Origin of the sequence: Microcoleus sp. S1D4 (assembly GCF_036700765.1) — a bacterium.
GTDB lineage: Bacteria > Cyanobacteriota > Cyanobacteriia > Cyanobacteriales > Microcoleaceae > Microcoleus.
The window spans coordinates 1-25704 of record NZ_JAUBPP010000018.1; the positions used below are offsets into that span (position 1 = coordinate 1).

General features: G+C 45.2%; 20 protein-coding genes, 3 tRNA genes and 2 pseudogenes. 16 read left to right on the forward strand and 9 right to left on the reverse strand.

What is annotated here, in order from left to right; translation table 11 throughout:
* Nucleotides 1-762: pseudogene (locus tag QT998_RS18620) on the reverse strand (RNA-guided endonuclease InsQ/TnpB family protein); the annotation flags it as partial.
* Nucleotides 763-951: 189 nt separating this feature from the next.
* Between QT998_RS18620 and scpB the strand changes: the two are divergent.
* Nucleotides 952-1467 carry an SMC-Scp complex subunit ScpB gene (gene scpB / locus QT998_RS18625; protein ID WP_333117101.1) on the forward strand — a complete coding sequence of 172 codons (516 nt, stop codon included), beginning with the start codon at nucleotides 952-954 and terminating at the stop codon, nucleotides 1465-1467.
* A gap of 42 nt (nucleotides 1468-1509) precedes the next feature.
* Nucleotides 1510-1857: a DUF760 domain-containing protein gene (locus tag QT998_RS18630; RefSeq protein WP_194010056.1), complete on the forward strand. Its 348-nt coding sequence runs from the start codon at nucleotides 1510-1512 to the stop codon at nucleotides 1855-1857.
* Between the two features lie 253 nt (nucleotides 1858-2110).
* Here the strand turns inward: QT998_RS18630 and QT998_RS18635 are convergent, their stop codons facing one another.
* The 3 genes from QT998_RS18635 to QT998_RS18645 all read right to left on the reverse strand — a co-directional run bounded on the left by QT998_RS18635 (nucleotide 2111) and on the right by QT998_RS18645 (nucleotide 4327).
* On the reverse strand, nucleotides 2111-3328 hold the full coding sequence (locus QT998_RS18635; protein WP_333092007.1) for an HhoA/HhoB/HtrA family serine endopeptidase: 1218 nt from the start codon (nucleotides 3326-3328) through the stop codon (nucleotides 2111-2113).
* Between the two features lie 785 nt (nucleotides 3329-4113).
* Nucleotides 4114-4185 (reverse strand) — tRNA-Thr (locus QT998_RS18640).
* Between the two features lie 57 nt (nucleotides 4186-4242).
* Nucleotides 4243-4327, reverse strand: a tRNA-Tyr gene (locus QT998_RS18645).
* A gap of 309 nt (nucleotides 4328-4636) precedes the next feature.
* Between QT998_RS18645 and mgtA the strand changes: the two genes are divergently transcribed.
* The gene (mgtA, locus tag QT998_RS18650) at nucleotides 4637-6592 is read left to right on the forward strand and encodes a magnesium-translocating P-type ATPase (RefSeq protein WP_333117100.1); all 1956 of its coding nucleotides are present in this window, start codon (nucleotides 4637-4639) and stop codon (nucleotides 6590-6592) included.
* Here the strand turns inward: mgtA and QT998_RS18655 are convergent.
* Nucleotides 6579-7872: pseudogene (locus QT998_RS18655) on the reverse strand (RNA-guided endonuclease InsQ/TnpB family protein). The gene mgtA and the pseudogene QT998_RS18655 overlap by 14 nt on opposite strands.
* A gap of 92 nt (nucleotides 7873-7964) precedes the next feature.
* Here QT998_RS18655 and QT998_RS18660 point away from each other — a divergent pair.
* The 8 genes from QT998_RS18660 (at nucleotide 7965) to QT998_RS18695 (ending at nucleotide 15910) form a co-directional block, all read left to right on the forward strand.
* Nucleotides 7965-8576: a cation transporting ATPase C-terminal domain-containing protein gene (locus QT998_RS18660; RefSeq protein ID WP_333117099.1), complete on the forward strand. Its 612-nt coding sequence runs from the start codon at nucleotides 7965-7967 to the stop codon at nucleotides 8574-8576.
* A gap of 49 nt (nucleotides 8577-8625) precedes the next feature.
* A complete protein-coding gene (locus QT998_RS18665; protein ID WP_333117097.1) occupies nucleotides 8626-9297 on the forward strand; it encodes a glutathione S-transferase in 672 nt (223 codons plus the stop codon).
* A gap of 159 nt (nucleotides 9298-9456) precedes the next feature.
* Nucleotides 9457-9657: a hypothetical protein gene (locus QT998_RS18670; protein ID WP_333117095.1), complete on the forward strand. Its 201-nt coding sequence runs from the start codon at nucleotides 9457-9459 to the stop codon at nucleotides 9655-9657.
* A gap of 407 nt (nucleotides 9658-10064) precedes the next feature.
* A complete protein-coding gene (locus tag QT998_RS18675; protein WP_333117093.1) occupies nucleotides 10065-12335 on the forward strand; it encodes a DEAD/DEAH box helicase family protein in 2271 nt (756 codons plus the stop codon).
* Between the two features lie 566 nt (nucleotides 12336-12901).
* Nucleotides 12902-13387, forward strand: a complete 486-nt coding sequence (locus tag QT998_RS18680) for a DUF6920 family protein (RefSeq protein WP_333092016.1) — start codon at nucleotides 12902-12904, stop codon at nucleotides 13385-13387.
* Between the two features lie 11 nt (nucleotides 13388-13398).
* Nucleotides 13399-14421, forward strand: coding sequence for an NADP-dependent oxidoreductase (locus QT998_RS18685; RefSeq protein WP_333117091.1), 1023 nt, complete (start codon nucleotides 13399-13401; stop codon nucleotides 14419-14421).
* 212 nt (nucleotides 14422-14633) lie between these two features.
* On the forward strand, nucleotides 14634-15617 hold the full coding sequence (locus QT998_RS18690) for a J domain-containing protein (RefSeq protein WP_333117089.1): 984 nt from the start codon (nucleotides 14634-14636) through the stop codon (nucleotides 15615-15617).
* Nucleotides 15614-15910: a chaperone modulator CbpM gene (locus tag QT998_RS18695; protein ID WP_333092020.1), complete on the forward strand. Its 297-nt coding sequence runs from the start codon at nucleotides 15614-15616 to the stop codon at nucleotides 15908-15910. Before QT998_RS18690 ends, QT998_RS18695 begins: the two co-directional genes overlap by 4 nt.
* A 62-nt stretch (nucleotides 15911-15972) precedes the next feature.
* On the opposite strand, the gene QT998_RS18700 is transcribed toward QT998_RS18695, so the two are convergent.
* The 3 genes from QT998_RS18700 to QT998_RS18710 form a co-directional block, all read right to left on the reverse strand.
* Nucleotides 15973-17793: an ABC transporter ATP-binding protein gene (locus QT998_RS18700; protein WP_333092021.1), complete on the reverse strand. Its 1821-nt coding sequence runs from the start codon at nucleotides 17791-17793 to the stop codon at nucleotides 15973-15975.
* A 297-nt stretch (nucleotides 17794-18090) separates the two neighbouring features.
* A complete protein-coding gene (locus QT998_RS18705; protein ID WP_333092023.1) occupies nucleotides 18091-18522 on the reverse strand; it encodes a hypothetical protein in 432 nt (143 codons plus the stop codon).
* A gap of 296 nt (nucleotides 18523-18818) precedes the next feature.
* Nucleotides 18819-18959 (reverse strand): hypothetical protein, encoded by a 141-nt coding sequence (locus QT998_RS18710; RefSeq protein WP_194010048.1) that lies wholly within the window; start codon nucleotides 18957-18959, stop codon nucleotides 18819-18821.
* Between the two features lie 219 nt (nucleotides 18960-19178).
* On the opposite strand from QT998_RS18710, the gene QT998_RS18715 reads away from it, so the two are divergent.
* From QT998_RS18715 to QT998_RS18730, 4 genes are all read left to right on the forward strand, one after another.
* A tRNA-Gly gene (locus tag QT998_RS18715) sits at nucleotides 19179-19250 on the forward strand.
* A gap of 245 nt (nucleotides 19251-19495) precedes the next feature.
* The gene (locus QT998_RS18720; protein ID WP_333092024.1) at nucleotides 19496-19900 is read left to right on the forward strand and encodes a hypothetical protein; all 405 of its coding nucleotides are present in this window, start codon (nucleotides 19496-19498) and stop codon (nucleotides 19898-19900) included.
* Nucleotides 19901-19904: 4 nt separating this feature from the next.
* A complete protein-coding gene (locus QT998_RS18725; RefSeq protein ID WP_333117084.1) occupies nucleotides 19905-21170 on the forward strand; it encodes a glutamate-5-semialdehyde dehydrogenase in 1266 nt (421 codons plus the stop codon).
* A gap of 348 nt (nucleotides 21171-21518) precedes the next feature.
* The gene (locus QT998_RS18730) at nucleotides 21519-22658 is read left to right on the forward strand and encodes a fatty acid desaturase family protein (RefSeq protein ID WP_333117081.1); all 1140 of its coding nucleotides are present in this window, start codon (nucleotides 21519-21521) and stop codon (nucleotides 22656-22658) included.
* Nucleotides 22659-23018: 360 nt separating this feature from the next.
* Here the strand turns inward: QT998_RS18730 and QT998_RS18735 are convergent, their stop codons facing one another.
* Nucleotides 23019-24152 (reverse strand): SAM-dependent methyltransferase, encoded by a 1134-nt coding sequence (locus QT998_RS18735; RefSeq protein WP_333092027.1) that lies wholly within the window; start codon nucleotides 24150-24152, stop codon nucleotides 23019-23021.
* A 488-nt stretch (nucleotides 24153-24640) separates the two neighbouring features.
* On the opposite strand from QT998_RS18735, the gene QT998_RS18740 reads away from it, so the two are divergent.
* Complete coding sequence (locus QT998_RS18740; RefSeq protein WP_333117079.1) at nucleotides 24641-25681, forward strand: adenylate/guanylate cyclase domain-containing protein; 1041 nt, start codon at nucleotides 24641-24643, stop codon at nucleotides 25679-25681.
* The last annotated feature ends 23 nt before the right edge of the window (nucleotides 25682-25704 follow it).

Sequence of the window (25704 nt, forward strand, 5' to 3'; positions counted from 1 at the left end):
AGCGATTAATCTTCGCTTCGCTGAACGAGTGTCTTTACGCTGAAGAGTCATCCGTGCTTTATGGTAGCGGTTAGCTTGATGTCTAGCATTGTTCTCTGAGTAGAATTTAGACTTATTTTGCAAGTCTGTTTCCACCGCTAAGTAGCGCATACCTACATCAACACCAGAGACTCTAGTTATTTTCAATGGGTTAATTTCAGGCGTTTCTACTTCGATACTTACCATCAGATAGTAGATCTTGGAAGAGCGCTGATAGACAATTTTAGCTGCTCCAATCCTTGCGCCATTGGCAATTAAATCTAAATGTTTATTGTAACCATCATACAAAACTACTATTCGACCTTGGAGAGTGAGGATGCTCACTCGCCTTTCGGTTTTAAAAGAGTAGTCGCGCTGATAATTTAGGGTGCAAGTTCGAGATATATATTTGGGGGCTTTGTCTAACCCTTTATACCGTCTCTTAGTGTAGCATGAAGCAATAGCATCGTTAGATTGTTTTACCTTAGTCCACAGAGTTTTGTAGGTTCCAGAAACTTGTCTGGGTACGTTGCAAGCCATTTGGGCTCCAAGTCCAAATCTCACCCGCAATTCGTTGTAGACGGCTTTTTGCAGCTTAGCACCATTGCTGGTTTTACCTGCGTCAAAAGCGACTTGTGAAGTGTAATTCAAGGCATCTCGGTAGGCTAAAGTAGTCTGAGACACCAAAGCTTTTTGCTCGGCAGTGAGTTTGAGTTTTAGCTTGGCGGTGATTACTTGGGACATTACATTCACAAACTCTGGTGTTATCGTATCTCGTGAAAACCAATACTGCAATAGCGGAAATCAAAGATTTGCTCGGCAGTCAGGCCTGACGCGCATTCCTCCCGTCACTCAACGGAGTACAGTTAGAGTGCGGGACTCCTGCTGTCTAGTTGAACTTCAACATCCCAATTTTCGATTACCAATTTCCCAATGACTCGCTTAGCCACAACAATAGAAGCCATACTTTACCTTAAAGGTCAGCCGGTCTCAATAGCAGAAATTGCCGAGATTGCTAAGTGCGATCGACCTGCCGCCGAAGATGCCATTATTGAACTCATGTCTGACTCTTCCCGCCGCGACAGCGCCCTAGAAGTCGTCGAAACTCCCACGGGATACAGCCTACAACTGAGAGACGAGTTTGCCAGTTTGATGCAAACTTTGATACCTCCAGAATTAGGTGTGGGAGCTTTGCGGACGCTGGCGGCGATCGCCCTCAAAGGCGGCATCGCACAGCCGGATTTAGTGAATTTGCGGGGTTCTGGAGCTTACCAACAAGTGCAGGAACTGGTAGAAATGGGCTTTGTTCGCAAGCGGAAGCCTACCGACGGGCGATCGTATTGGTTACAAGTTACCGAGAAATTTCATAGGTACTTTCAAGTAGAGCAACTCCCCAAACAACTGCAAATTGACTTTCAGGCAAATTTGTGCCGAAGCAATGACGAGTAGTTTGAAGTAGAATGTAGCCAGCCAGAAATTAAGAATCGCCAAATGGTTTTTCACCCTGACTTTGACCCAGACAATGCCCAACAAACCGCAGTCAACCCACTTCTGAAGTACCTCCAACACCAATCTCCCGAGGTTCTAGCCCGCATCGCCAAGTCCGCCAGCCCTGAAATCAAAGAAATTATCTCTCATAACGTCCAAGGACTTGTCGGGGTATTGCCTTCAGACAATTTTAATGTCCAAATTACCACCGACCGCGAAAATTTAGCAGGTTTGCTAGCTTCCGCGATGATGACAGGCTATTTTCTCAGGCAAATGGAGCAGAGGATGCACCTAGAAGAAAATTTAGCCAGCACGAGTTCGATTAAACCAAACTCTCCTAAAGAAAAGTAAACAGATCAACGGTTTGCCGAAGCCATAAAGATGAATGTTGTTCCAAAAATAAACAATCCTGGATGGACAGGGAATTAAGAAACCGGGTTTTTAATCCTATATACCTCGCGATAGACGGAGGATTGTAGTAAAAAACCCGGTTTTTGTGTCGGGAACGATCGAGCATCAGATTCATTCTCCCTCGGCATCTCCTCGCGCGATCGTCCTTCTGTAAACTCTCAACCTGTATGCTGCATCATGTCAACTGTTGAAATTATCCACCGGCGGGGCTAGCGGATACGGGAAAAGCACCCGGACGTACTTTAATTTTCTGAACTTGACCCAAACGGTTAATTTCCACTTCGAGTTCTTTGCCGACAGCAGCGTTTTCCACCCGTTCTTGCACGTCTCCGGGAGTGTTGACCGCAATTCCGTCAATTTTTTGAATCACATCTCCGGCGCGCAGGTTGGCTTTTTGAGCGGGGGAATTTTCCACCACTCGCATTACGGCTACACCTCGATCGAGGGTGATTTTATTATCTAGTTGTTTGTTGACTTCTGCTTTGGTGGCGGGAGTCAAGCCGATCATTTGAATGCCGAGATAGGGATGTTCGGCTTTTCCTTTGGCGAATAACTGATCGGAAACTCGTTTGGCCGTTTCGATCGGAATTGCAAATCCCAAGCCCTGAGCGTCGGCGCGAATGGCGGTATTGATGCCAATTACTTCGCCTTGGTCGTTGAGCAGGGGGCCGCCTGAATTACCGGGGTTGATGGCTGCGTCGGTTTGGATGAATCGGACTCGTTTGTCGGGGATGCCGACTTGGGAACTGGTTCTACCCGTAGCGCTAATAATGCCCACAGTCACGGTATTGTCGAGACCTAAAGGATTGCCGATCGCGATCGCCCACTGTCCGGGTACAATATTGTCCGATCGACCCAAAACAACCTGCGGCAGTTCCTTAGCATTAATCTTAACCACAGCCACATCCGTCAGCGGATCGACACCCTGCACCTTACCCTCAAACTCGCGGCCGTCTTTGAGCGTCACCTTAACAGTATCCGTACCGGAGACAACGTGAGCATTCGTCACGATGCGGCCGTCAGCAGTCAGAATAAACCCCGAACCGGTGCCGCGTTTGATTCGTTCTTCCGGCTGCGGCAAATTGTCCCCAAAAAACCGGCGAAACAAAGGATTTTTGAAAGCTTCCGGTACTTGATTCGTCACCTTGCTCGATGCGTCAATCCGCACGACTGCAGGCCCGACTTTTTCTGCTGCTTCAGCAATAAAATTAGGATTGGTGCGATCGACTGCGCGATTTTCTGTAACCGGAGGAGAAGCATAGGGCGGGATTTGCTGGCGCACCACGGGCAAAACCGATCCAGTTTCGAGATAATTTGGGGCTTGCAGGTAGCGATTCCCCAACCATCCCATGCCTCCGCCGATCGACAGCAAAGTCACATAAAGGGTCATTTGCTTAAAAGATAAACTCATATTTAACAACTCCCGCTGAATACCTCATCCCCGCAGAAACCTTTGGCATCAAGCATTTTTGTCTTGGCCACAGGTTAAGGAAGCGGGGCGGGGCTTACCGCTTCCTCAAGAACATAGCTGTTAACAGACAAGTGCTGATGTGCCCAACAAGCAAAAATTGCTTGATTTTCAAACAGCCAAGAAAACCAATAATTCTTATCGTAACTTGGCTCGGCCTGGGATTTGCGGTATCGGGTGCGACTAGAGCTTTCAAATAAGCACTTTCACTAGGTGAAAAAATTGTCAATTCTCCGAAATGAATACTTTTTTCCGTGCATATTGACTTTTAAACGCTGATTTTTGGTCATTTGTGCGATCGTAAAGGTCGATCGCCCCTGTTAGGTGATCTTGTGGCCAATTCCGGGCCCGCCCCTGAAAATATCGTGATTTTTTACCCCCACCGACTCAACTGGAGTTTAGACTAACAAGGGAAAGAAAAGGGAGCCTGTGATTGCCACAGGTTCCCTAAAGGCAGAAAATTGAGAATTAGCAAAAAACCTCAAATCTTTGGAGTTTAGACTAAGCACAAATTGACTCAGCATGAACTGAGTCGAAGCGCGACAAGTATTGTGGGCCGCATAAGTTTACGGTACTCCATAGAACTTTTTGTCCCCGATGAGGTAAAATAAAATGCCCGATATTGTTGATATTATTGAAAGACGATATCAGTGGAAAATCAGCGCCCGCCGTCAATCAAAGATTGAGTGAGACTGCTAAAGGACGCAGCCATAATGATTGGAAAGATAAGCCCGTGGCGAGATTTGAACTCGCGACTTCCTCCTTACCAAGGAGGTACTCTACCCCTGAGTTACACGGGCATAAAAGATTAAAAGTTTTAATTTAACACTTTTAATTTTTAACTTTTATGTAAATTGTGGTGGGCCGGGCTGGATTTGAACCAGCGTAGGCGTAGCCAGCGGATTTACAGTCCGCCCCCATTAACCGCTCGGGCACCGACCCATTTGTACCCACAGTTATACACCTTAGCAGCTTCATCTTGATTTTGCAACATTACATTTAAAACTCTAATCATTCAGTTCGGAACCGATAAGTCAGTTAGCGGTAAACTCGAAAATCGAACAGGAAATTAAAAGTTAGGTATAAAAGAAGACTTAACGCTTTTTTGTCATTGCGAACGTCCGCGTGTTAGCGAAGCGATCCGTTCGCCGAAGGCGTTCGCGAAGGGTAGGAAAGCGATCGCAGTATATATTTTTCACCTGGTTTTACAGACTGAACAGTCTTAAGTGAACCGTATTGAGCTATAAAACAATGAATTCACAACTTTCGACGTTTTGGAACTTGCCTGCCGATCGGGTGCTGACTCAGGTGAAGTCTACGCCCGCAGGTTTAAGCAGTCAGGATGCTCAACAACACCTGAGCGAATACGGTGCGAACAGTCTGAAACAAAAACAGCAATCGAACTCACTGACGCTGTTGCTCAACCAGTTTAAGAGTCCGATTATCTTGATTCTGATTTTTGCTGCTGTGCTGTCGATCTTTCTGAAAGATGCGGCAGATGCGATCATCATTTTGGCGATCGTCCTAATTAGCGGCTTACTAGGATTTTGGCAAGAAAGGGGAGCGACAAATGCTGTTGAGAAATTACTGGCACTGGTGCAAGTAAAAGCCACGGTGTTGCGGGATGGTAAATCTCAAGAAATCCCCAATGAAGAGGTGGTTCCGGGTGACATTGTGTTGCTTAACGCTGGCGATAGTATTCCCGGTGACTGCCTGATTTTAGAGTCGAAAGATTTGTCTGTGAATGAAGCGGCGCTGACTGGGGAAACTTATCCGGCTGACAAACTTAGTGGAGTTTTGCCTGCTGAAACCGATCTGGGTAAGCGCACTAACATCCTTTATATGGGTACCAATGTCATCAGCGGTACTGGCAAAGCAGTGGTGGTGCATACCGGAAAGGAGACTGAGTTTGGTAAGGTATCGGAACGATTGAAACTTAGGCCGCCGGAAACCGAATTTGAAGCGGGACTCACCAAATTTGGCTACTTTCTGATGGAGGTGACGCTGATTCTGGTTGTCTTGATATTTGCCGCCAATGTTTACCTAAAACGCCCAGTTTTGGAATCATTTCTATTTTCTCTGGCGCTGGCGGTTGGCCTGACTCCTCAACTGCTGCCGGCCATTGTCAGCCTCAATCTGTCTCGCGGCGCTAAGCAAATGGCGAAAAAGCAGGTGATTGTGAAGCGGTTGGCTGCGATCGAGAATTTTGGCAGTATGAACGTGTTTTGTACGGATAAGACGGGCACGCTGACGGAAGGGGAGGTGAAAATTCACTCGGCGGTTGATGTGGATGGGCATGAGAGCGATCGGGTTTTGCTCTACGCTTATTTGAATGCTGCATCTGAATCTGGCTATGTAAATCCGATCGACCAAGCGATTCGTCAACACAAGACATTCGACATCTCTGCCTATGAAAAGCTCGATGAAGTTCCCTACGATTTCAACCGCAAACGCTTAAGCATTCTGTTTAAACAAGAGAATACGCATCTAATTGTCACCAAAGGAGCACTCAAGAATATTCTGGATGTCTGCTCAACGGTAGAGACTGGTGACGGAATTGCGATCGACATTGCGCCGCAGCAGGACAAGATTCAACAACGCGCTGAAGAATTGGGCAGCAAAGGATTTCGAGTATTGGGAGTTGCTTACCGCAATTTCGGAGCTTGCGTGTCGTCTTACGACAATCGCGATTCCTTCAGCAAAGACGATGAAACGAACATGACATTTATGGGCTATCTTGCCCTGTTCGATCCACCAAAAGCAGGTATTGCTGACACCCTCAAAGAATTGATAGCCCTGGGCATCACCCCGAAGATGATTACGGGCGATAGTCGGGCTGTGGCGATTAGTATCATTCAACAGGTAGGACTACCCAAACCAAAGGTTTTGAGTGGTGCCGAACTGCAAAAGCTCAGTGATGAAGCGCTACTGCATCGTGTTGGAGAAACCAATGTCTTTGCTGAAGTTGAGCCGAATCAAAAAGAGCGGATCATCATCGCGCTCAAAAAAGCGGGGAATGTGGTTGGCTATCTCGGAGATGGTATTAACGATCCCTCGGCGCTTCATGCTGCGGATGTGGGCATTTCCGTTGAGAGTGCGGTTGATGTGGCGAAGGAAGCAGCCGACATTGTGCTGATGGAAAAAGACCTAAATGTTTTGGTTGAGGGTGTGAATGAAGGACGGGTGACGTTTGCTAATAGCTGGTAAAACTATAGTCATTTATTGCAACGACATGGGAGGCGTCAGCCCTCCCCTTTCTGTTTTACTTTGAGCGGATTAACCCGCCTAGGCTGAACTACGCAGCTCCCTATCCCATCGCTGAACGCATTTGGGATTGCTTTTCTGAGAATGTTGTACGAAGCATTCACATCAGAATTAATTAACCGACCAGTCGATGTTTTGTACAATCCTCGTGAGATCCGTTTTCCAGTGAATACAGGTTCTTTTTCTGTTTTTCCATAAACAGGAATTGGGTCTAGTCCCACAAAATTTGCTCTGGATGTGTAGGATTCCTCGTGTACAATTACCGTGATTCCTACCAGCCGAGCTTTGTATTCTAACATCTCAACTAATCGAGAGTGAGGAATGCTGACAAAATTTTGGTTGGTTTGTTTACCTAGATTGATATCAGTTTTCCACTGTCCATTTTTGCCGATGACCAGCGTCCCAATTTGGTTCACTACCAAATGGTCAACAACCACACGACTAGCATGATGCAAGTAATTATCAACCTTCTGGTTGCGACAGCGAGTTAATCGCTGAATTCTGGATGAGGTTTGACGATTCCCTTTTAACTGGGATTGTAATCGGGATTTATGTTTGTTGTAGAACTGGTTAATCGATTTTAATGGTCGCCCGTTAATCAACAAAGGGATAAATCCCGGTTGATTTGAAGTTAGCGCTACTAAATTGTCCAGCCCTAAATCAATACTAGCTACAGAGTTGGCATTGCTGATGGTGGACTCCGGTTCATCGTAAATTACCTCAATTACATAGGAATCACATTTCGGAACCAGTCTAACTTGACAAATCTGGTTGGGATTGAGCCGGGTTTTAATTGAAAGTTCAGTGCCAGAAAGTTTAATTATTCCTTTCTTCAACTGTTTGCTGCTAATTGCTTGAATCGTGTAGACAAGAATGTTTCGCCCTTTAGTTTTATCTTTGTACTTCGGCCATTTTGGGCGACTCGTGAATTTTGAAGGGTCAGCTTTGTAAGCTTTAACGGCTTCAAAAAACGATTTCCAATTCTTGTCTAAGATTATCAAAATTTGCTGACTAACTTTAGCAGGCATTGCCTTATAAGCTTCGTGAGACTTCATCAAGCCATTCATTTCGTTGTAGCCGATATAGCCCCATCCATAAATAAAGCTCTGACGAATGACGTAATTGGCGGCATTGTAGAGATTTTTGGATTTAAAAGCTAGTTCGTCAATTTGAGCGAAACGGTCTTCCGTGGATTTGATGATGTGTCGCTCTGTTAGTTGCATTTGAGACTTCCGTTCTTTGAGTTGTGCGTATTCCTTGTTCAACACTCATAGCGATATGATACCATTATTGTTTATAATTGCTTATAAACTCAATGAAGTTTTACAATACGCTTAAATACGTGTTTATGGCAACGAGCGCTAATTTCGGCAATATGTTCAGCATGGCAGGTATTTCTCTGTTTTTACCGTTTTTGCCGCTACTGCCCAGTCAGATTTTGCTCACAAATCTATTGACTGATTTTCCTGAAATGACGATCGCCACCGATCGCGTAGACAAGGAATTGGCAAACAAACCCCGCCGCATGGATATCAAGTTTATCCGCAAATTTATGTTGGTATTTGGTTTACTCAGTTCTGTCTTTGATTATCTGACGTTTGGAGCATTGATATTCCTGCTGCACGCCAACGAGGCGCAATTTAGAACTGGTTGGTTTATGGAATCGGTGATTTCTGCATCCATAATTGTGTTGGTGATTCGGACGCGGCAATCGATTCTCGCGAGCAAACCGGGAAAATATTTGTTGATGGCCACGATCGCGATCGTCACGATCGCACTCTTCCTTCCCTATACTCCGCTTGCAAGTTTACTGGGATTCCAATCCTTGCCGCTCGAATTCCTGTTGGTGCTGGCGGCAATTGTCGGACTCTATATCTTCTGTGCCGAAAACGTTAAACGAGTTTTCTATCAACACATCCACTCTTGACCATTCACAATTCACCGCATCAATTTTTTGGTAAGCTGAGAATAAAAACATGATTACTGTCCACCACTTGAACAACTCTCGCTCCCAGCGAGTGCTCTGGCTGCTAGAGGAACTCGACCTAGAGTATGAAGTCAAGCGCTACGAGCGCGACCCGAAAACAATGCTCGCTCCCGCGTCGCTGCGTGCAGTGCATCCACTGGGCAAGTCTCCGGTGATTACCGATGGTGCGCTGACTCTGGCTGAATCCGGTGCGATCGTCGAATACTTAGTTGACCGTTACGGTGGCGGACGACTCGCTCCAGAGCTTGGCACGCCGGAACGGTTGCGATACATCTACTGGCTGCATTATGCTGAAGGCTCTGCGATGCCCCCGCTAGTGTTGAAGCTAGTCTTTAACCAAGTCGAAACAAGTCCGATGCCGTTTTTCGCTCGACCGATCGCGCGGGCAATTGTGGCTCGCGTCAATAAATCGTTCATTGATCCTCAAATCGCACTGCATCTGGGTTATGTAGAAGCAGAACTTGAGAAAAGCTTATGGTTTGTTGGTAGTGAGTTCACCGCAGCCGATATTCAGATGAGCTTTCCATTGGAGGCGGCGGCTGCACAGGTAGGGTTGGACAGCAGCCGACCGAAACTGATGGGCTTTCTCGATCGCATTCACGGGCGTCCCGCATACGGCCGTGCATTAGAACGTGGCGGGGCATACGATCTGCTGAATTAACTGGAAATCCTTTCATAAACTGAGGTGAAGCGTTCAGCCCGAAACGATTGTTAATAATGCTGGAAAGTCTCTGATGCCTTTGACATGATCACACTTTCTATTGTTGAGGCGATCGCAAGGTGCAATTGACGATCGCTGAACGCTTGAAGTTACCCATCAATGACATTAAAGTTGCGATCGACGCTCAGCGCGATCGCACACGTGGAAGAGGATCACAACGGCAATCTGAGATTTACGCGGAATGGCGAGACGCTGACAATGCACCCCCCGAAGCACAAAGATTTATCTGATTTGAACAAACGATGTGGCAGTCATCGCGATCGCCTACGCTTTGACAAAAGAAGTCCAACAGAAAGCTAAAATATTGGGAGAAAAGATTCAGAACAAGAATGGAGTTGATGGGGCAGTTCAAGCGCTCGCGAGCTGTCTTCAGCAAAAATGAACCTGAGAGATGGCAATATTTTCCCTATGGTGCAGAATTTACATTCACGCACAATTTTTTTTTTGCGATCGCCTCTGCACGCTTTAGCAGACGATTGTTGAAGAGATCGCAATGACCTTGTAATAAAAGATGCGGTAATGTTACGTTAAAATAAGAATTAAGCCTCAGTTGCGTGATAATAGATAGGTATACTGCTCGTTCTATCGGTGGAGGTGCAGCCGAAAGCTTATCTGTCATTATCCATAGTTCACCTACTTTGGAGTTATCGATAGAGCAGCAGTCGGACAAGCCACAAATTTAAAGTTATCTTCAGTTTTTCATTAATATGCAAACTATTGAAGTTGAATACTCAGGTCAAATCCAAGTTAATAAAGGCAAAAATCCTAGAGAACTTTACGCCCATCAAAATGAGGCAATTAAGGCACTTGATCAGAAAAATAAGTCTCCTTTTGAGGGTTTGTTAGTTTTGCCTACGGGTGGTGGAAAAACGTTGACAGCCGTTCATTGGTTACTACGCAATTTCATCGACAAGCGTAAAAAAGTTTTGTGGATTGCTCATCGACATGAGCTACTTGATCAAGCGTTTGAAACCTTAAAATTTAGTGCTTACCCATCATTACTAAGTGATACTGAAAGATTCAAGTATCGCGTGATTTCTGGTCATCCCAAGCACGATCGCCCTGTTAACATCGAAAAAACTGATGATATTATTATTGCCAGCAAAGATAGTTTAAACAGTGGGCTAAATTACCTCACAAATAATTGGGTTAATCATTCCGACGCGATACTTTTAGTAGTGGATGAAGCCCATCATGCAACAGCAAAGACTTATCGAAAATTAATTGACAGCATTAAGCAAAACTTTAAAGATAGAGGAAAAGCAGATGGTTTCAGAATGTTAGGGTTGACAGCAACTCCATTCAGAACAGATAAAAGTGAGCAAGGTTTGCTTAAAAAAGTTTTTCCCGATGACATTATCTTTTCAGAACACTTGAGGACGCTCATTACAAGAGGAATTCTTGCAGAACCAGTTTTCGAGAACTTAGAGACAGAGCTAGATTTCTATAAAGAATTAACAGACAGAGATATTAGATCAATTGAGGACTTCGACAAATTACCTAAGAAGGTTGCCGAAAGAATTGCGATGTCGAGTATCCGCAATAAACGGATTATCGATCACTATGTTGAGAACCGAGAAAAGTATAAGCCCCTTTTGGTTTTCGCAGTTGACATTCAACACGCGATCGCATTAAATGGACTATTTAAAAACCGAGGAATAAAATCTGACTTCGTGGCCTCAAAAATCATGGACGAAGGTACTGGAGCTACGATTTCTGTAAAAGAGAATTCAGAAAAAATCAAGCGCTTCAGGGCAGGACAACTCGAAGTTCTCATAAACGTAGAAATGTTGACCGAAGGAACTGATTTGCCTAATGTTCAAACAGTTTTTCTGACACGCCCAACTACTTCTACACTTTTAATGACCCAAATGATTGGTAGGGCTTTGCGCGGACAGAAAGCAGGAGGTACAGAAAAAGCCTATGTTGTAAGCTTCATCGATAATTGGGAAGATAAAATCAACTGGGTTAATCCTGAGAAATTGACTGATCTTGATGGCGCTGAGTTTGTTGATAGAGATATCGAGACAATGAAGAGAATTGCTCGACTTATCTCAATTGAAAAGATAGAAGAGTTTGCCCGTATGATGGATGATTCCATCGATAATGCTGCTTTAGAAAAATTGGATTTTCTGAGACGAGTTCCTGTTGGAATTTATCGCTTTTCTATTCTTGAATCTTCTGAGTCTGCTGAACCAGTGTCTAGAAACTATGATGTACTTTTATATAACGGCACTGAGGAAGCCTATGATAGTTTTGTTAATGACCTAGATGCTGTATTTAAGAGTGTAAATATCCAAAATAGAGAAGTCTTGACTGACGAGGAGCTGGAATATTTACTGCAACTAACGAAGAACCTCTACTTCCCAGACTATCCTTTCCTGCTTGGATACAGAGATGATGATGTTAAAAATATTTTACGCTTCTATGCTCAAAAGGAGATGGAGCCAGATTTCATTGCTTTTAGTGAGCGTAGAAAGTGTGATTTGTCAATTGTGGCAAGACATATCTACGAGAATGATTTAACACTTAGGCAGGTGACTGAATATCTTACATCGCTATGGAATGACGGTAAATCCTTTTGGCAGGTTTTATTTGGATATAATTACCTTTATTTCAAGAAACAGGTAGATATCGAAATCAATAAGCTACTTGGAGTTTACCCCGATGTAACAATTACCCCGCCAATTGTAATTCCTGATACAGTTCCATTAGAAAGCCTTTCATTTGTGGAAATCCGAGAGCGTGATCCAGCAGAGTATCGGGATATTAAGGATGCTGTCTTTGCCAAGTATACTGACGGGAAAGGATTCATCGTCTGTGCCTCTAGTGGGTTTAAGAGCCAGATGCGAATAGATTTTCAAATTGACCACATTATACCAATGTCAGAAGGTGGCTTAACTACATTGAAAAATCTTCAAGTATTGTCGCGTAAAGCACACACAGAAAAAACTCGGTTAGAGAATCTAAAAAGGTAGTGACTCGCAAAGCTTGAACGAATCCGCAGTATAACAATTCGCTTGGAGCAGACTGCTGAAAGATATTGGTACTGAGTGCAAGGTTACTTGCAGCCGCTCAAACGAACCGTTATGCCGAATCGATAAGTCCATTAAGATTATCTGTTTCAGTTCGAGATTAGGCAAGCGAATATAGTAGACTTCGTTGGTTAGTTCGGAGAGATTATTAGCGATCGCCCTCTAAAATATCAAATCATTTGAGAATATTTGTTGTTGGGTGAAATAGCGATCGCCTACAGCAAACTTTAACGGTCAAGTCATCGACATTTCCTGCTTGCCAAAGTGGTTTGCCGATCGCATTTTCACGCTCTATGGTGGCTTGCTGATAGTTGCGCTTCTGTTTCTTGTGATTAGATTGTTGAGTTGATGGGCAATCAGAATATCCCCCTGCGGATACATATATATATATGATGCGATCGCTATTCTGGATGATATAACCAAAAGCTTTTAACCAGTAACATACATCGTATTTTTAACCAAACCTTCAGCGCAAAGTGCTGTATCTTGCCCTTTCCACCTTTAAAAAGATGACTAAAATCCCAGAAATTTCTCTAGACGATTTGTGGGAATCAGCACCGAAGAGCGATCGCCCCTTCAATCCTGAATCATTAATCAATCTTCCCAATCTAGCCCGTCGCTATTTGGAGAATGCGATCGCCCCCGGCACACCCCTCGCATCCGCCGTTCGATTGTGGATGCACGGTGAAATCAAACTCGATCAAAAATGGCATCCCTTCAAGGGAGAAGAAGTTATCTACGGTGATCGGGGGATGATCTGGCGGGCGACGACTTGGGCGAAGGGGTTGCCGATTTGGGGAGGCGATCGCTGGGGCAATCCAGAAGGTGAAGCGTTTCACTACGTGGATTTTGGGGGAATTGTCGAGCAAAGCAGTACCTTTGACGGCTACACAATCCCGACTCATCTTCGGGTAGGCTGGTTTTTGGGGAGCGATCGCTTTGAGTCTGAAGGCGAATTCTTCCGCTGTGCGATCGATAAAGCAATCTATCAATAAAGGAGTCATTTATGTCTAAGTCAATGAACCAACAAATCCTGCTCAAAAGTTACCCGACGGGAGAACCCAAAGAGAGTAATTTTGCCGTTGTCGAAACAGCAATTCCAGAACCGGGAAAGGGAGAAATACTCAGCAGCACCATTTACCTATCCCTCGATCCGTATATGCGAGGGCGAATGAGCGATCGCGAGTCCTATGCAAGTCCGGCAAAGTTAGGCGAAGTCATGGTGGGGAGCAACGTCAGCCAAGTGGTGAAATCAAACCATCCCCAATTTTCAGCCGGAGACTTCGTGCTGGGATATGGCGGTTGGCAAAATTATGCGATCGCCAAAGCCGAAACCTTGAGAAAACTCGACCCCAATCAAGTACCAATCTCTTACGCATTAGGCATTACCGGAATGCCCGGAATGACAGCCTATTTTGCACTGCTAGATATTGGCAAGCCGAAAGCCGGCGAAACAGTCGTGGTTTCTGCTGCTTCTGGTGCTGTTGGTGCAGTTGTCGGTCAAATTGCCAAAATCAAGGGTTGTCGAGCAGTAGGCATTGCTGGCAGCGATGAAAAATGCGATTACGTTGTGAATGAATTAGGATTTGATGCCTGCATCAACCGCAAAACTCAAGACCTGAATTCAGCATTAAAAGCTGCTTGTCCAAATGGAATCGATGTCTACGTCGATCATACGGCGGGCCCGATTCTAGAAGCAGTTTTGCAACAGATTAATCTGGGAGCCAGAATTCCATTAGTAGGTTTAATCTCCCAGTACAATGCCGAAACTCCACCTCCCGGCCCTAATCTGATGCCGCTATTGGTTAAACGTGCGCTGATCCAAGGGTTTCTGGTTGGCGATTACCAGCAGCGTCACGAAGAGTTTATCAATGATATGTCTCAGTGGTTGCAGGCAGGCAAACTGAAGTACAGAGAAGACGTTGTAAAAGGGTTGGAAAACGCACCCCACGCTTTTATTGGTTTACTCCAAGGGAAGAACTTTGGCAAGTTAATAGTTCAGGTTAGTGACGATTCAACAAACAATTGATAGCATCAAAAAAGATTGAGTATTTTGACGCGCATGACCTATTAGACTTTTTGCCAAAGTCCTTTTAATTAATTTTGGGTATGGAAAAAATGCCCATCACACAAGAAAGAAAAAAAATGGGCTGGGCATTTTTCCCGTCTGGGCTATTTTTACAAGAGGTCTATTTTTTGAGGTTTTTGAGTGCAGAATAATCAGATTTTGAGGATTAAATCATGCCAACTGCAACCGACTTCAAAGATTACTACACCATTCTGGGAGTCAGCAAAACTGCAACTCCTGAAGAAATCAAACGAGCATATCGCAAACTTGCCCGCAAACATCATCCTGATGTGAATCCCGGCAATCCAGAAGCTGAGGATAAGTTCAAAGATTTGAATGAGGCAAACGAGGTTTTATCAAATCCTGAAACGCGCGAAAAGTATGACCGATTTGGGCAGCACTGGAAGCAAGCAGGAGCTGGCGGCGCTCCTCCTAGAGGAACTAGCACGAATGCCGGGGGATTTGATTTCGATCCGTCCACCAATTTCGACGAATACAGCAATTTTGATGATTTTATCAAGGATTTGCTGGGTCGCGGCGGCCAAAGCCGATCGCGACAAACTTCTTCGGGTACCTCGACTCAGGCTGATGATTTTGCGGGATTTCGGACTCAAGCACCTGCACCTGATACTGAAGCGGCGATCGCGCTTTCGCTTTCAGAAGCCTTTCACGGCGTGCAGAAACGCTTGCAGTTGGACGATGAAACCCTTAACGTTCGTATTCCCGCAGGTGCTAAATCAGGCAGTCGGATTCGGATTAAAGGAAAAGGTCGCGTCAGCCCTTTTTCTCAACAGCGAGGCGATTTGTATCTGACGATCGAACTATTTCCCCACTCATTTTTTAAGTTTTCGGGTGATAATTTAACCTGCGAGGTTCCTATTCGCCCAGATGAAGCTGTTTTAGGTACTCAAATCCAAGTGCCAACGCCAGATGGTTCTGTGACGATGACTGTTCCTAAAGGGGTAAATTCCGGGCAATTGCTGCGGCTGCGCGGCAAGGGTTGGATATTACCCAAAGGCGATCGCACGGATCTAATTGTGAAAATTCAGATCCTGTCTCCGAAGGAGTTGAGTGAAATCGAGCAGGAGTGTTATGAAAAAATTAAGGCGAGTAGCAGTTTTAACCCACGTTCTGCAATAGAAGAGGTGACACTATGAGCGAATTTAGCTTGTCCACTATGGTTGTTTCCGAAAATGGCGATCGGCTGTATACGTTTGAATATGCAGCTTTGGTGACGGAAACTTCAACGATGATAATTGAGCAATTTGTGCAAGTCGGGTTGATTGAGCCGATCGGCTCAATGCTGCACGCGCGGGAAATTGCGCGCATTGGTCAAATCCAACGGTTGCGCCAAGATTTAGGACTAAATCTCGTCGGGGCGGTAATGGTTGTAGATATGGCGCAGGAAATCGCCCAACTTCGGGCCAGGCTAAAAGCATTGCAGGCTTGACTTAAAAAATTATTAATAATTATGTTGCTGTAGTGCACCAAGCCTCGGCTAAGCCCAAATCCCTAATTCAATAATTCGCCGGTTTCTTGCAGGGAGTGCAGGCGGCGGTAAATGCCTTGTTGCTTCAAGAGTTCGTCGTGGCTGCCAATTTCAACGATTTTACCGCCGTCTAATACAACGATCGCATCGGCTTCGCGAATTGTACTCAGTCGGTGGGCGATAATTATGGTGGTGCGCGTACCCAAGATGTTTTGCATGGCTAGTTGGATCGATCGCTCCGACTCATAATCCAAACTAGAAGTAGCTTCGTCAAAGATTAACACGTCCGGCTCCACCAACAAAGCCCTGGCAATCCCCAACCGCTGCCGCTGACCGCCGGACAAACGCATTCCCCGCTCCCCGACAACGGTATAGTAACCTTGGGGCAACAAGCCGACAAACTCGTCTACTCTGGCGATGCGACAAGCTTCCTCAACTTGCTCAAAAGTTGCTTTCCGGTTGCCGTAAATCAAATTTTCCAATAAAGTACCGTTAAATACGTCTACTTCTTGATGCACGATGGCTAAACGCTTGCGGTAGCGAGTCACGTCTAAGCTGCAAATGTCCTCGCCGTCGATCAGAATGCGGCCGGAGTTGGGCTCGAAATACCGAAATAGCAGTTTAACTAATGTTGATTTCCCCGAACCCGATCGCCCGACTAATGCTACTGTTTGACAGGGATAAATCAACAAATTTACATCCTGCAAAACAGGCTTTTGGCGATCGTACCCGAATGTCAGCCCGCAAAACTCGATTTTGCCAGTAAATTTATAGGGCGACGCCGATACAGCATTTTCTGCATATAAATTGCCTGCATCTACACCGTCTGGCAATTGCATAAACTCGTGAAACCGGATCATTGAAGAATACCGGCGGGCCAATAATTCGGCGATAATGCTAATCGGACGCAGTTGGGAATAAGCCATGCTTGCTAAGGTGTAAACCGTAACAAAATATCCCAGAGATATCTGGCCGGCGACTGTTGCTGCCAAACTAAAACCTAGAACTGAAAACAAGCAAAGCTGGACGATCGTCTGCTGGTATGTCCCCAGGATGACGTATCCTTTGTGAATGCGGTTAACTACTACTTTCAATTCGCGATCGAGTCTGGTTGTTTGTCTTTTTAGTTCGTCTGTTTCCGTCGCAAATGCTTTGACTGTTTTGATGTTGGTAATAATTTCTGAGTTGCGGCTTTCGGTATTTTCGATGTATTCATCCAAAATTGCTTCGCGCTGAGTGACTTGTCGGAGGCTTTGGAGGGTGAAACTGAGGATAAAGAGGAAGGAAACCAAAATTAATAAGCCGATCCGCCATTCAATTAACCAGATAACTGCAAAGATGCCGATTAAGCGCACGACTTCGGGGATGAATTCACCGGCAATTTCTGGGTAAGTCCAAGTGTGGTTGGCGATGCCTTTGGCGATGCGGCTGGCAATCCGTCCGGCGTTGTTTTCGTCGTAGAATTCTAGGGGTAAGGTGAGGATTTTGCCGATCGCTCCTTTCATTCGATCGCGCCGCGCTGTTAATGGTAGCGCCCAGTGGAACCAATTTCCCACCCAAGGCTGTATGGGTGCTTTGGCGACTGTTACGATAAAAATCAAGCCCAGCAAGACGGATAAGGATAATATTTTGCTTGGTGACTGCTGGGTAAATGAGGCGATCGCAGCGATCGATTTTTGCGTTATTGTGTCTGTAGGTCGATCGGACAATACGTTTAAGAGTTGCCCGATCGCGTAGGGTACGGCTAAATCTGCGATCGCAAACAGGCTGGATGCACCGATGCTCAGAACCGAGGTTTTCCAGTAATTGTTGTAGTATTTGATGATGTCCTGAAAGCTTGCCATAAATTTCTTGTGAGATACAACCCCTTCCAAACACTTGAGTTTGATAATTGCGCGCGACTGCGGTCGGACTACGATTATACTACAAAAGTAGTTGGTGGGGGAAATCTATGGGATAACAGCAGATAGGCTCAGCTAACTCAGGAGTGCGATCGCTGATTTGACATAGATTATGATGGGGAAGGGGCGATCGATCTGCTGCACTCGATCGCCCGCGATGATATTTCAAGCGTTGATGCAGCAACAGGAAACCACAGATTAACGTTCCTTAACGCAGATAGTTTCCCAAGAGCGATCGAATTAATGCAATGCCGAACTCAGTTGTGGTGTCGCAGAAGTCCTTGTACTTGTAGTTTTGGGCAACAATTGATTTAGCGCATCGCACAAGTATTTTTTCACGGTGTCCCTGCTTGCACCCACGCCACTGGGAATGGTAAAAATCATCTCGACAGTTAACAGATTGTCATCCTCTGAGGCAAATACATCTATCGGCAAAGCGCGCTGAAAAGCTGTTGCGGGATTTTCTGCTTTCATCACACCCATACTCACATCAGTGCTGACAGTCTTGATCCCCTCGCGGGCTAAAATGGGTCGCAATTGCGAAAATGCTTTTTCTACTGATAATCCCTCAACCTGAACCCGCGCCGAAAAGGCAGCACCACTGAGAAAGTCGCCTTTTTTTTGAAAGCTTTCCTCGCAGGTTGCAGCAACAGCGGGGCTAGCTAAACACATGAGAGCAAACGTCAAGAAAATCGATCGCATATTAAGTTACAAGTATAAAAGCCTCATCAAGCTCAGGATAAGCACCACATAAGAGTTTGGCAAGTGCTGTCTGAGGGCAAAAAAATATAGAAGACAGAATTTGCTGAAAATTCTGCCTTCTGAGCAATGCTTTCTAATTCTTAGGTTCTCAGTGCTGGAGGCGCGCGAACTCAAAAACCCGGTTCCTGCCTCAAGTATCTCCCGAATCTATCGACGATTTTTCTGAGAAACCGGGTTTTTGCATAAGTCCTAGTTCTATGCGCCTGTTAGCTGAAGGCGTAGGCTGATTGCATCGCCCACCAGATCAGGAAGCCGATGCCGCTGCCAATGACGATCGCCGAAAGGCCGATCGCGATCGGGCTGTCAGCTCCTTTGAACTTCATGATTCCGCGATTTAAGTCTGACATGAGCAGTGTTCTCCCACGATTGCAGCTTGATTGTAGCCTTGCCTTGGGCGAATGACGGTTAAAAGCACTGCAATTACTGATTTTTTTAACAATCAAGCTGCTGCAAATTCAGGCGGGGCGCGGCCCGGCGCGCTGTCTGAAGTGTCTGAAAAAAAAACTTATAAAAAAGACTTGACAAATTCGGAGAATTGAGACATGATAGTTAAGACCGCAGGAAATGCGGGTGTGGCTCAGTGGTAGAGCGTCACCTTGCCAAGGTGAATGTCGCGCGTTCGAATCGCGTCACCCGCTTTAGAAGATGGAAAAAATCAACAAGATCCAAGAGTATCAAAAGAAACTATTTGGTATACTCACAGAAATGGTTGAAAATACCTAAGTTAGTGGTACAATTGAGTCCAGAACTTGCAAGTCAAAATTGCTGGTCGAGCTTCGGCTAGAAACAAGCAATTGAAAGCCTCGGGCAGAATTGACAAGCTTGATAAAGTGGATATGTTAACGATTATTTTTGCAAAAACGCTTTTTTTATCCGATCGCTCGTGCCATCCCAAAAAGCTCAAAAAATTGACTTAAACGATGAGTACCCGTGCCCTTGCCGGCGCAAGGGTCGTCTCGTACCCATAACGCTGACAGAAGCCTTTGGCTGCAACCGCTGTCAGCAAATATTTGTATTGGATGAAAGCGGACAGGTTATCGAACAACTATCAACAAACTATCCTTACAAGCAGGCTTGGCGCTGGACGGGGAAGCAATGGAACAGAGCGAATCCGGGTTTTCAAACCCACTACTTGCCACTGGCGCTAGGGATGATTTTGGTCCCGCTAGTGATTTGGTTGCCCCTGGCGCTGAACTCGCCCGGGCCGAATGTGATTCTGTGGGCAATGGTCGCCGTGCTGCTAGCAATGCTGCCGGCTCTGATGGTATGGCTGGCTTACAGGCGTTAGTTAAATGATAATAGAAGAATTTAGTCATTCATCAGATGGGGCAAATGTTGCCCGCCGCGCTTATCAAGCTTCTTTGGACTTGGCGGCGACAAAAAGCACCGATCGCGCTGCTGGTTTGCAGGCGATGGCGAGATCGCTAAAAGACAGACAAAATGACATTTTAGAAGCAAATACTCTGGATCTAGAAGCGAGTCGCGATATGGCGATTCCCGACTTGATTGTGGAGTGGCTGAAGCTGACACCGGAACGGATCAAGACAACTGTCCAAATTCTGGAACGGTTGGGGGAAATGCCAGATCCGATCGGCAGAGTGATCAATGCTTCCTATCAGGTCGATCGCTGTCAAGTATACTGTCAATCGCTGCCGCTGGGGGCGATCGCCCTAATTTACGAGGCGTTTCCCGAGTTGGGGGCGATCGCGGCGGGTTTGTGTCTCAAAACCGCTAACAGTTTGATTCTCAAAGGTGGCAGCGAAAGCTGGCGAACTAATGCTGTAATTGGAGAAGCTTTGAAGTCGGCGATCGATGAGGTCGGTTTGCCGTCAGGATGTTTGCAGGTATTGCCGCCGGATCGGGGCGCTGCAATCCGCGATTTGGTGACTCAAGACCAATATCTCAATTTAATTATTCCCTACGGCAGACCGAGTTTGGTGCAGCAGGTGGTAAGGCTGTGCACTGCACCGGTGTTGCGATCGGCAATGGGCAATTGCTACCTCTATTGGTCGCCGACTGGTAGTTTGGAAATGGCAAGGTGGATGATTTTGGACAGCCATCAAAGTGTGCCAGATCCGGTAAATGCGATCGAGAAAGTGCTGATCGATCGCAACCAAAAGCCTTCTTCCTTAGTCAGGCTGTGGAACAGTTTAAAAGAAAAAGGCTTTCAAATTAGCGGAGACGCAGATCTCGTCGCAGATTTCCCAGAGTTGAAGCTGGCTGAACCCTACGAATGGACTCAACCTTACTTAAACAAAACCATAGCGTTTAAAGTTGTTGATAGTTTAGAAATTGCGATCGGTTGGATCAACCGCTACAGCAGCGGCCACGCTGACTCCATCGCCACTGAATCTTACTTAGAAAGTCGCCAATTTGCTCTAGATGTCAACAGCGCCTCAACTTTTATTAATGCCTCCCCTCGGTTTTGGCGCTATCAAAATCGGGGAGATGCGATATTTTTGGGAATGTCCAACCAAAAAGGTTATCGCCGGGGATTAATCGGGCTAGATACGCTGACGACAATTAAAGAAATTGTTCAAGGTAACGGACAATTTTAAGGTAAGTTGCTTCTTGTGAGCTATATCAATTCCGGTTGCACTCAAACATCATTGTTGACTGTTGACTGTTGATTGTTGACTGTTGACTGTTAACTGTTGACTGTTAACTCGATTTTATTATTCTGATGCAACCGGAAACGATATTATTGGTTATTGGTTCAAAATCCGATAACTTATATATACTATTATTTTCAATAAGCTGTTTGGAAACGGAATCTCCGGCTTATTTCACAAGAACATTAAATTTTTGCATAACAGGAAAACCTGTTGCTAACAATCATGCAATATCTCAGATACAATTAACTGTAGAAAGTTATTGAGTGACATCGAAATACTCTTATCCAAAACATGAAATCAGAAAAAAAACTCAATACTCTAGACAAGACTGAAACACCGACCTTAAGCGAAGAAACGCTAATTCACCACTCGGTATATGTTAAAAAATTGCGCCCGCTGCTGCCATCAGATGCCTTTGAACCGAATTCAAGCAAGTTAGGGATACTGCTGATAAATATCGCGATTTTATTGTTGGGATGGGGAATTGCTGCTAATCTCGATCGCTGGCCTGTCTATTTTTTATGGCTTTACTTACCTTTAGCCGTCATCATGGGCAATAGTATCATAGTTTTGCTATTTAGCTCCCACGACTTGATGCACGGTAGCGTTCAGAAAAAGTCTCGCCTCACTTATCCGATCGCCTTTTTTGGCCTAAGTATGCTGTTCATGCCGCCTACTCAGTGGAAAAATCTGCACAACCTCGTACACCACAATACCACCAACTCCTTAGCAGACCCCGATCGCAATTACCTGTCCCAGCAGCCCGACACTTGGGGAAAATGGATTCAAAATCTATTTGTACCGTCGGTGGAAGTCAATCCGCTGTGGTTAATTGTCGGGATGGCCGGTTCCTGGTTTGTACACAATTTCCGCAATCTCACCTCGGTACTGTTATTCAACGATAAATCTGTCGATTACGTACCGGCTGCCTTTACAGTTAGTCCGAAAGATAGAAGAACGATCGCCTTTGAATGTCTGGGAATTGTCGCAATTCACCTGAGTATCTTGTTCTATCTAGAGTTTAACCCGATTAAAGTAGCTCTTGCCTACATTTTGCCGATCGCGATCGGTCATGCAGGTGCCATGTTCTACATCTTCACCAATCACATGGGCTGTCGGATGACCGAGATTAACGACCCGCTGATAAATAGTGCTTCGCTGCGGGTTCCTAAAATATTTGATTTGCTGCACTTAAATTTTTCTTACCACACAGAACATCACATTTTTCCCAGCATCAACTCAAACTATTACCCGATGGTGCAAGAGTTGTTGCAAATTCACTATCCCGGCCGCATGAATTTAATCGATGCTGGAGAAGCTTGGCGCTTGTTGATGCAAACCCCCAGACATTACAAAGATGAAGTCACCTTCACTGATTCCTCTGGAACAATGGTCGTGAATTGCTCGATTGTGGAAGAATACAAAGGCTGATATAGTCATATTTTAATAAGTAAGGTGCGCGAGCGCACCTTACTGCTAGTCAACAGTAAGGAGCGAAAACTTAATAACTTAAGCACCTCCTACAGCTTTCTCTCCTGTAAGTTTTGAGATAAAAGTCGGCTATTCCTCGCCTATCTACGTTATCAAGAAGATCGTGGTAACAAGCAATATCATTTCCGTTTGATGCAGAATTAGAGCGTTTTAAGTTTTGTCGGTACGGGTGCAGTTAAATATTTGATAAAAATCGAAAAATTATATAAACCCGCCCCGCCCCTACTACAATTCCGATGTTACCGGATTTAATATAATTAGCCGGACATGACATCAAAGCCTGTCCGGGAATGCTAGCGATTAGGCATGAACCATTAAATATTGACCGTTGCCGTTGTATTCGCCGTCGCAACTCGCAAAATTAGACACAAACCACATCAAGTAAAACCGCCAGATGCGGCGGAATTTGGCATAGTCGATGCCGTAGTCTAAATCTTTGACTGTTGCCTGAGAATCGTCAAAGTTTTTCAGCCAGTTAGCAAAGGTTGTGGAGTAATTGTATCCGTTGAGATACCAGCTTTTTATGGTTTTGAGGTCTTTGTTGTGGCTGGGAACTGCATCGTATTTCCAGTAACGGCCGTGGGGGAAAATGTATTTGTGCGTGAAAACGCTGGATATATTGTTGGGAATGCGGACTGTAATAATGTGAATGAAAACTTTGCCGTTATCCTTCAGGAAAGAGGCAAGCTGTTGGAAACCCTTCGTTAAATTGCCTATATGCTCAAAAACTCCGATGGAGAGAATTTTGTCAAATTTTGTCTCGAAGTTGGCGTCGTTCAAATCGCCTTCATATAGGGTAAATCGACCTGAACTAAGGTAGCTTTCGGGGTCTTGCATCTTCTGACGCATATACTCGCATTGGTTGTGGCTGAGGTTAATGCCAGTAAACTGGACATTGGGGAATTTGGAAAGAATGTAATTGGGAACGCAACCCCAACCGCAACCAAAGTCTAAAATGCGATCGCCATCCTGAATCTCTAGCTTTTCAATCACATCATCAATCATCTGCATTTGCGATTGTTCAAGGTTGGCGGCTCCTTTTTCCCACAGCCCCATGCTGTACTTAGGATAAATGAGTTTTCCGTCGCCTAACATCGGATTCAGCATTGCTTGAGGTAAGTCGTACTGAATTTTCATTAAATCCCGCGGCCCTTCGGCTGTATGGTCTGTTTCTGTTAGTACCCATTCGTAGGGTGCGAGCAGAGAGGGAAAATACTTAAAAAAGACGGGCATACAGGTATCAAAAAGCGATCGCAATACAGAATCTGGTACTTCTAAGCCGTTGATATAAGACTCTGCTACTGCCATTTGCACCGCGTTAACTGCACTGACTGCGAGGCGGGTTGCTCGGTAGGCAATCGGGCTTTTGAGATGGATATTACCTACGATCGGAATGTGCTTTTCGATGTTTTGTAGGGCTGTTGATGAACTCATGATTATATTGGTTTTAAAGATGCTGCTATTCTATCTCACAAAAATTTGCTGGCCGTTATAGGGTCAAAAACCTGAAACTATTACTAATTAAGGTTCTAAGAACTAAAGCCTGCTAAAATATAAAAATATGTGGCTAACAGGTCGGATTAGGCAACGAATTTATAAGGCTTTCAGCCCCTATTAAACTATTAAGAATAATTTAATTTTGTCAATAAAAGTAACGCTAGAAAACAGAACTCCCAACTCTGCGACTTCTTGAAGAAGTTGGGTATCTAATAGCGATCGAGTGAGGCGATCTTTTTCTGAATGTCCCGTATCGGGCCTCAGCTTAGCGGTTGAGTTCGGAAAATAAGAGAAAATCCTGATACAGTTAAGCAATCAGGGCATATAGAAAAGAGTTTGAAAAATTGGGTTGGCATCGCACCGGTTGATGGCGATCGCAGATTTGAGCGAGATTTCTCGCGCTATTCAGGTTGGAGATGCCACAGATGCCGCACATTCACTATCTGCCGGACGATCGCACGATCGAGATAGACGACGACGATATAATTCTCGAAGCTTCCCTCAGTGCCGGCATTCCCCACACCCACATCTGCGGCGGTAGCGCCCGGTGTTCGACTTGCCGCGTCTTGATTGTCGAAGGTTTGGAATTTTGCTCTCCGCGCACCTCGTCGGAAGAGGAACTTGCAAAAAAATTACGCTTAGAGCCCGAAATTAGGCTGGCTTGTCAGACACAGATTGCTGGCGGGAAGGTGATTTTGCGCCGATTGGCGATCGATTCTGAAGACTTGGAAGCATTTAACGACGAAATGGTCGGAAATTTGATTTCTGCACCTGTGGGACACGAGAAAAAAATTGCAATTTTGTTTGCTGATATTCGAGGGTTTACTGCGTTTGCAGAATCGCTGCTACCCTACGACGTAATTTATATTTTAAATCGCTATTTCCAGAAAATGGGTTTTGTAATCAATAAGAATGGTGGGATGATTAATAATTATATGGGAGACGGTTTCATGGCGCTATTTGGGTTAGAAAATCCCGAAAAGGCGGCGGAACAAGCAGTGAGGGCGGGAGTCGAGATGCTGGAGGAACTAGAGAAACTCAATCCCTATTTTGAGGCTTTATACCGTCACCGATTGCGGATTGGGATTGGGATTCACTGCGGTTTGGCGGTTGTGGGGAATTTGGGGGCGTCGAACAGTCAGACAGTTACGGCGATCGGAGATGCGGTGAATTTTGCCAGCAGGATCGAGGCTGCGAACAAGCAAGTAGGAACGAGTTTGTTGATTTCCGAGGAGACTTATCAGGAAGTCAAGGAATTGGCGATCGTCAATCAATGCGTATTAGTTGAAATTCCGGGAAAAAGCGGCGAATATCCGCTCTATGAAGTAGTCGGAATGCCGCCGCTGCCCGTGGAAATCGAAGATTTATTTGAGGTAAGAAAAGTTTCAATTTGGCAAATTTTTGTAAATAAGTTACGGGTTTTGTCTGCTGCGGTTTACAATTGGATTAGGAAAATGTTGAGTTAAATTATAAAACTATAGCCTTTCTC

What these genes read in the sequence shown, in the direction of transcription:
- mgtA (WP_333117100.1), top strand. Translation starts at nt 4,637, where the DNA reads ATGAATTCACAACTTTCGACGTTTTGGAACTTGCCTGCCGATCGGGTG.
- QT998_RS18690 (WP_333117089.1), top strand. Translation starts at nt 14,634, where the DNA reads ATGCCAACTGCAACCGACTTCAAAGATTACTACACCATTCTGGGAGTC.
- QT998_RS18670 (WP_333117095.1), top strand. Translation starts at nt 9,457, where the DNA reads ATGACATTAAAGTTGCGATCGACGCTCAGCGCGATCGCACACGTGGAA.
- QT998_RS18680 (WP_333092016.1), top strand. Translation starts at nt 12,902, where the DNA reads ATGACTAAAATCCCAGAAATTTCTCTAGACGATTTGTGGGAATCAGCA.
- QT998_RS18705 (WP_333092023.1), bottom strand. Translation starts at nt 18,522, where the DNA reads ATGTGTTTAGCTAGCCCCGCTGTTGCTGCAACCTGCGAGGAAAGCTTT.
- QT998_RS18635 (WP_333092007.1), bottom strand. Translation starts at nt 3,328, where the DNA reads ATGAGTTTATCTTTTAAGCAAATGACCCTTTATGTGACTTTGCTGTCG.
- QT998_RS18730 (WP_333117081.1), top strand. Translation starts at nt 21,519, where the DNA reads ATGAAATCAGAAAAAAAACTCAATACTCTAGACAAGACTGAAACACCG.
- QT998_RS18740 (WP_333117079.1), top strand. Translation starts at nt 24,641, where the DNA reads ATGCCGCACATTCACTATCTGCCGGACGATCGCACGATCGAGATAGAC.
- QT998_RS18660 (WP_333117099.1), top strand. Translation starts at nt 7,965, where the DNA reads ATGAAGTTTTACAATACGCTTAAATACGTGTTTATGGCAACGAGCGCT.
- QT998_RS18735 (WP_333092027.1), bottom strand. Translation starts at nt 24,152, where the DNA reads ATGAGTTCATCAACAGCCCTACAAAACATCGAAAAGCACATTCCGATC.
- QT998_RS18695 (WP_333092020.1), top strand. Translation starts at nt 15,614, where the DNA reads ATGAGCGAATTTAGCTTGTCCACTATGGTTGTTTCCGAAAATGGCGAT.
- scpB (WP_333117101.1), top strand. Translation starts at nt 952, where the DNA reads ATGACTCGCTTAGCCACAACAATAGAAGCCATACTTTACCTTAAAGGT.
- QT998_RS18630 (WP_194010056.1), top strand. Translation starts at nt 1,510, where the DNA reads ATGGTTTTTCACCCTGACTTTGACCCAGACAATGCCCAACAAACCGCA.
- QT998_RS18710 (WP_194010048.1), bottom strand. Translation starts at nt 18,959, where the DNA reads ATGTCAGACTTAAATCGCGGAATCATGAAGTTCAAAGGAGCTGACAGC.
- QT998_RS18685 (WP_333117091.1), top strand. Translation starts at nt 13,399, where the DNA reads ATGTCTAAGTCAATGAACCAACAAATCCTGCTCAAAAGTTACCCGACG.
- QT998_RS18725 (WP_333117084.1), top strand. Translation starts at nt 19,905, where the DNA reads ATGATAATAGAAGAATTTAGTCATTCATCAGATGGGGCAAATGTTGCC.
- QT998_RS18675 (WP_333117093.1), top strand. Translation starts at nt 10,065, where the DNA reads ATGCAAACTATTGAAGTTGAATACTCAGGTCAAATCCAAGTTAATAAA.
- QT998_RS18665 (WP_333117097.1), top strand. Translation starts at nt 8,626, where the DNA reads ATGATTACTGTCCACCACTTGAACAACTCTCGCTCCCAGCGAGTGCTC.
- QT998_RS18700 (WP_333092021.1), bottom strand. Translation starts at nt 17,793, where the DNA reads ATGGCAAGCTTTCAGGACATCATCAAATACTACAACAATTACTGGAAA.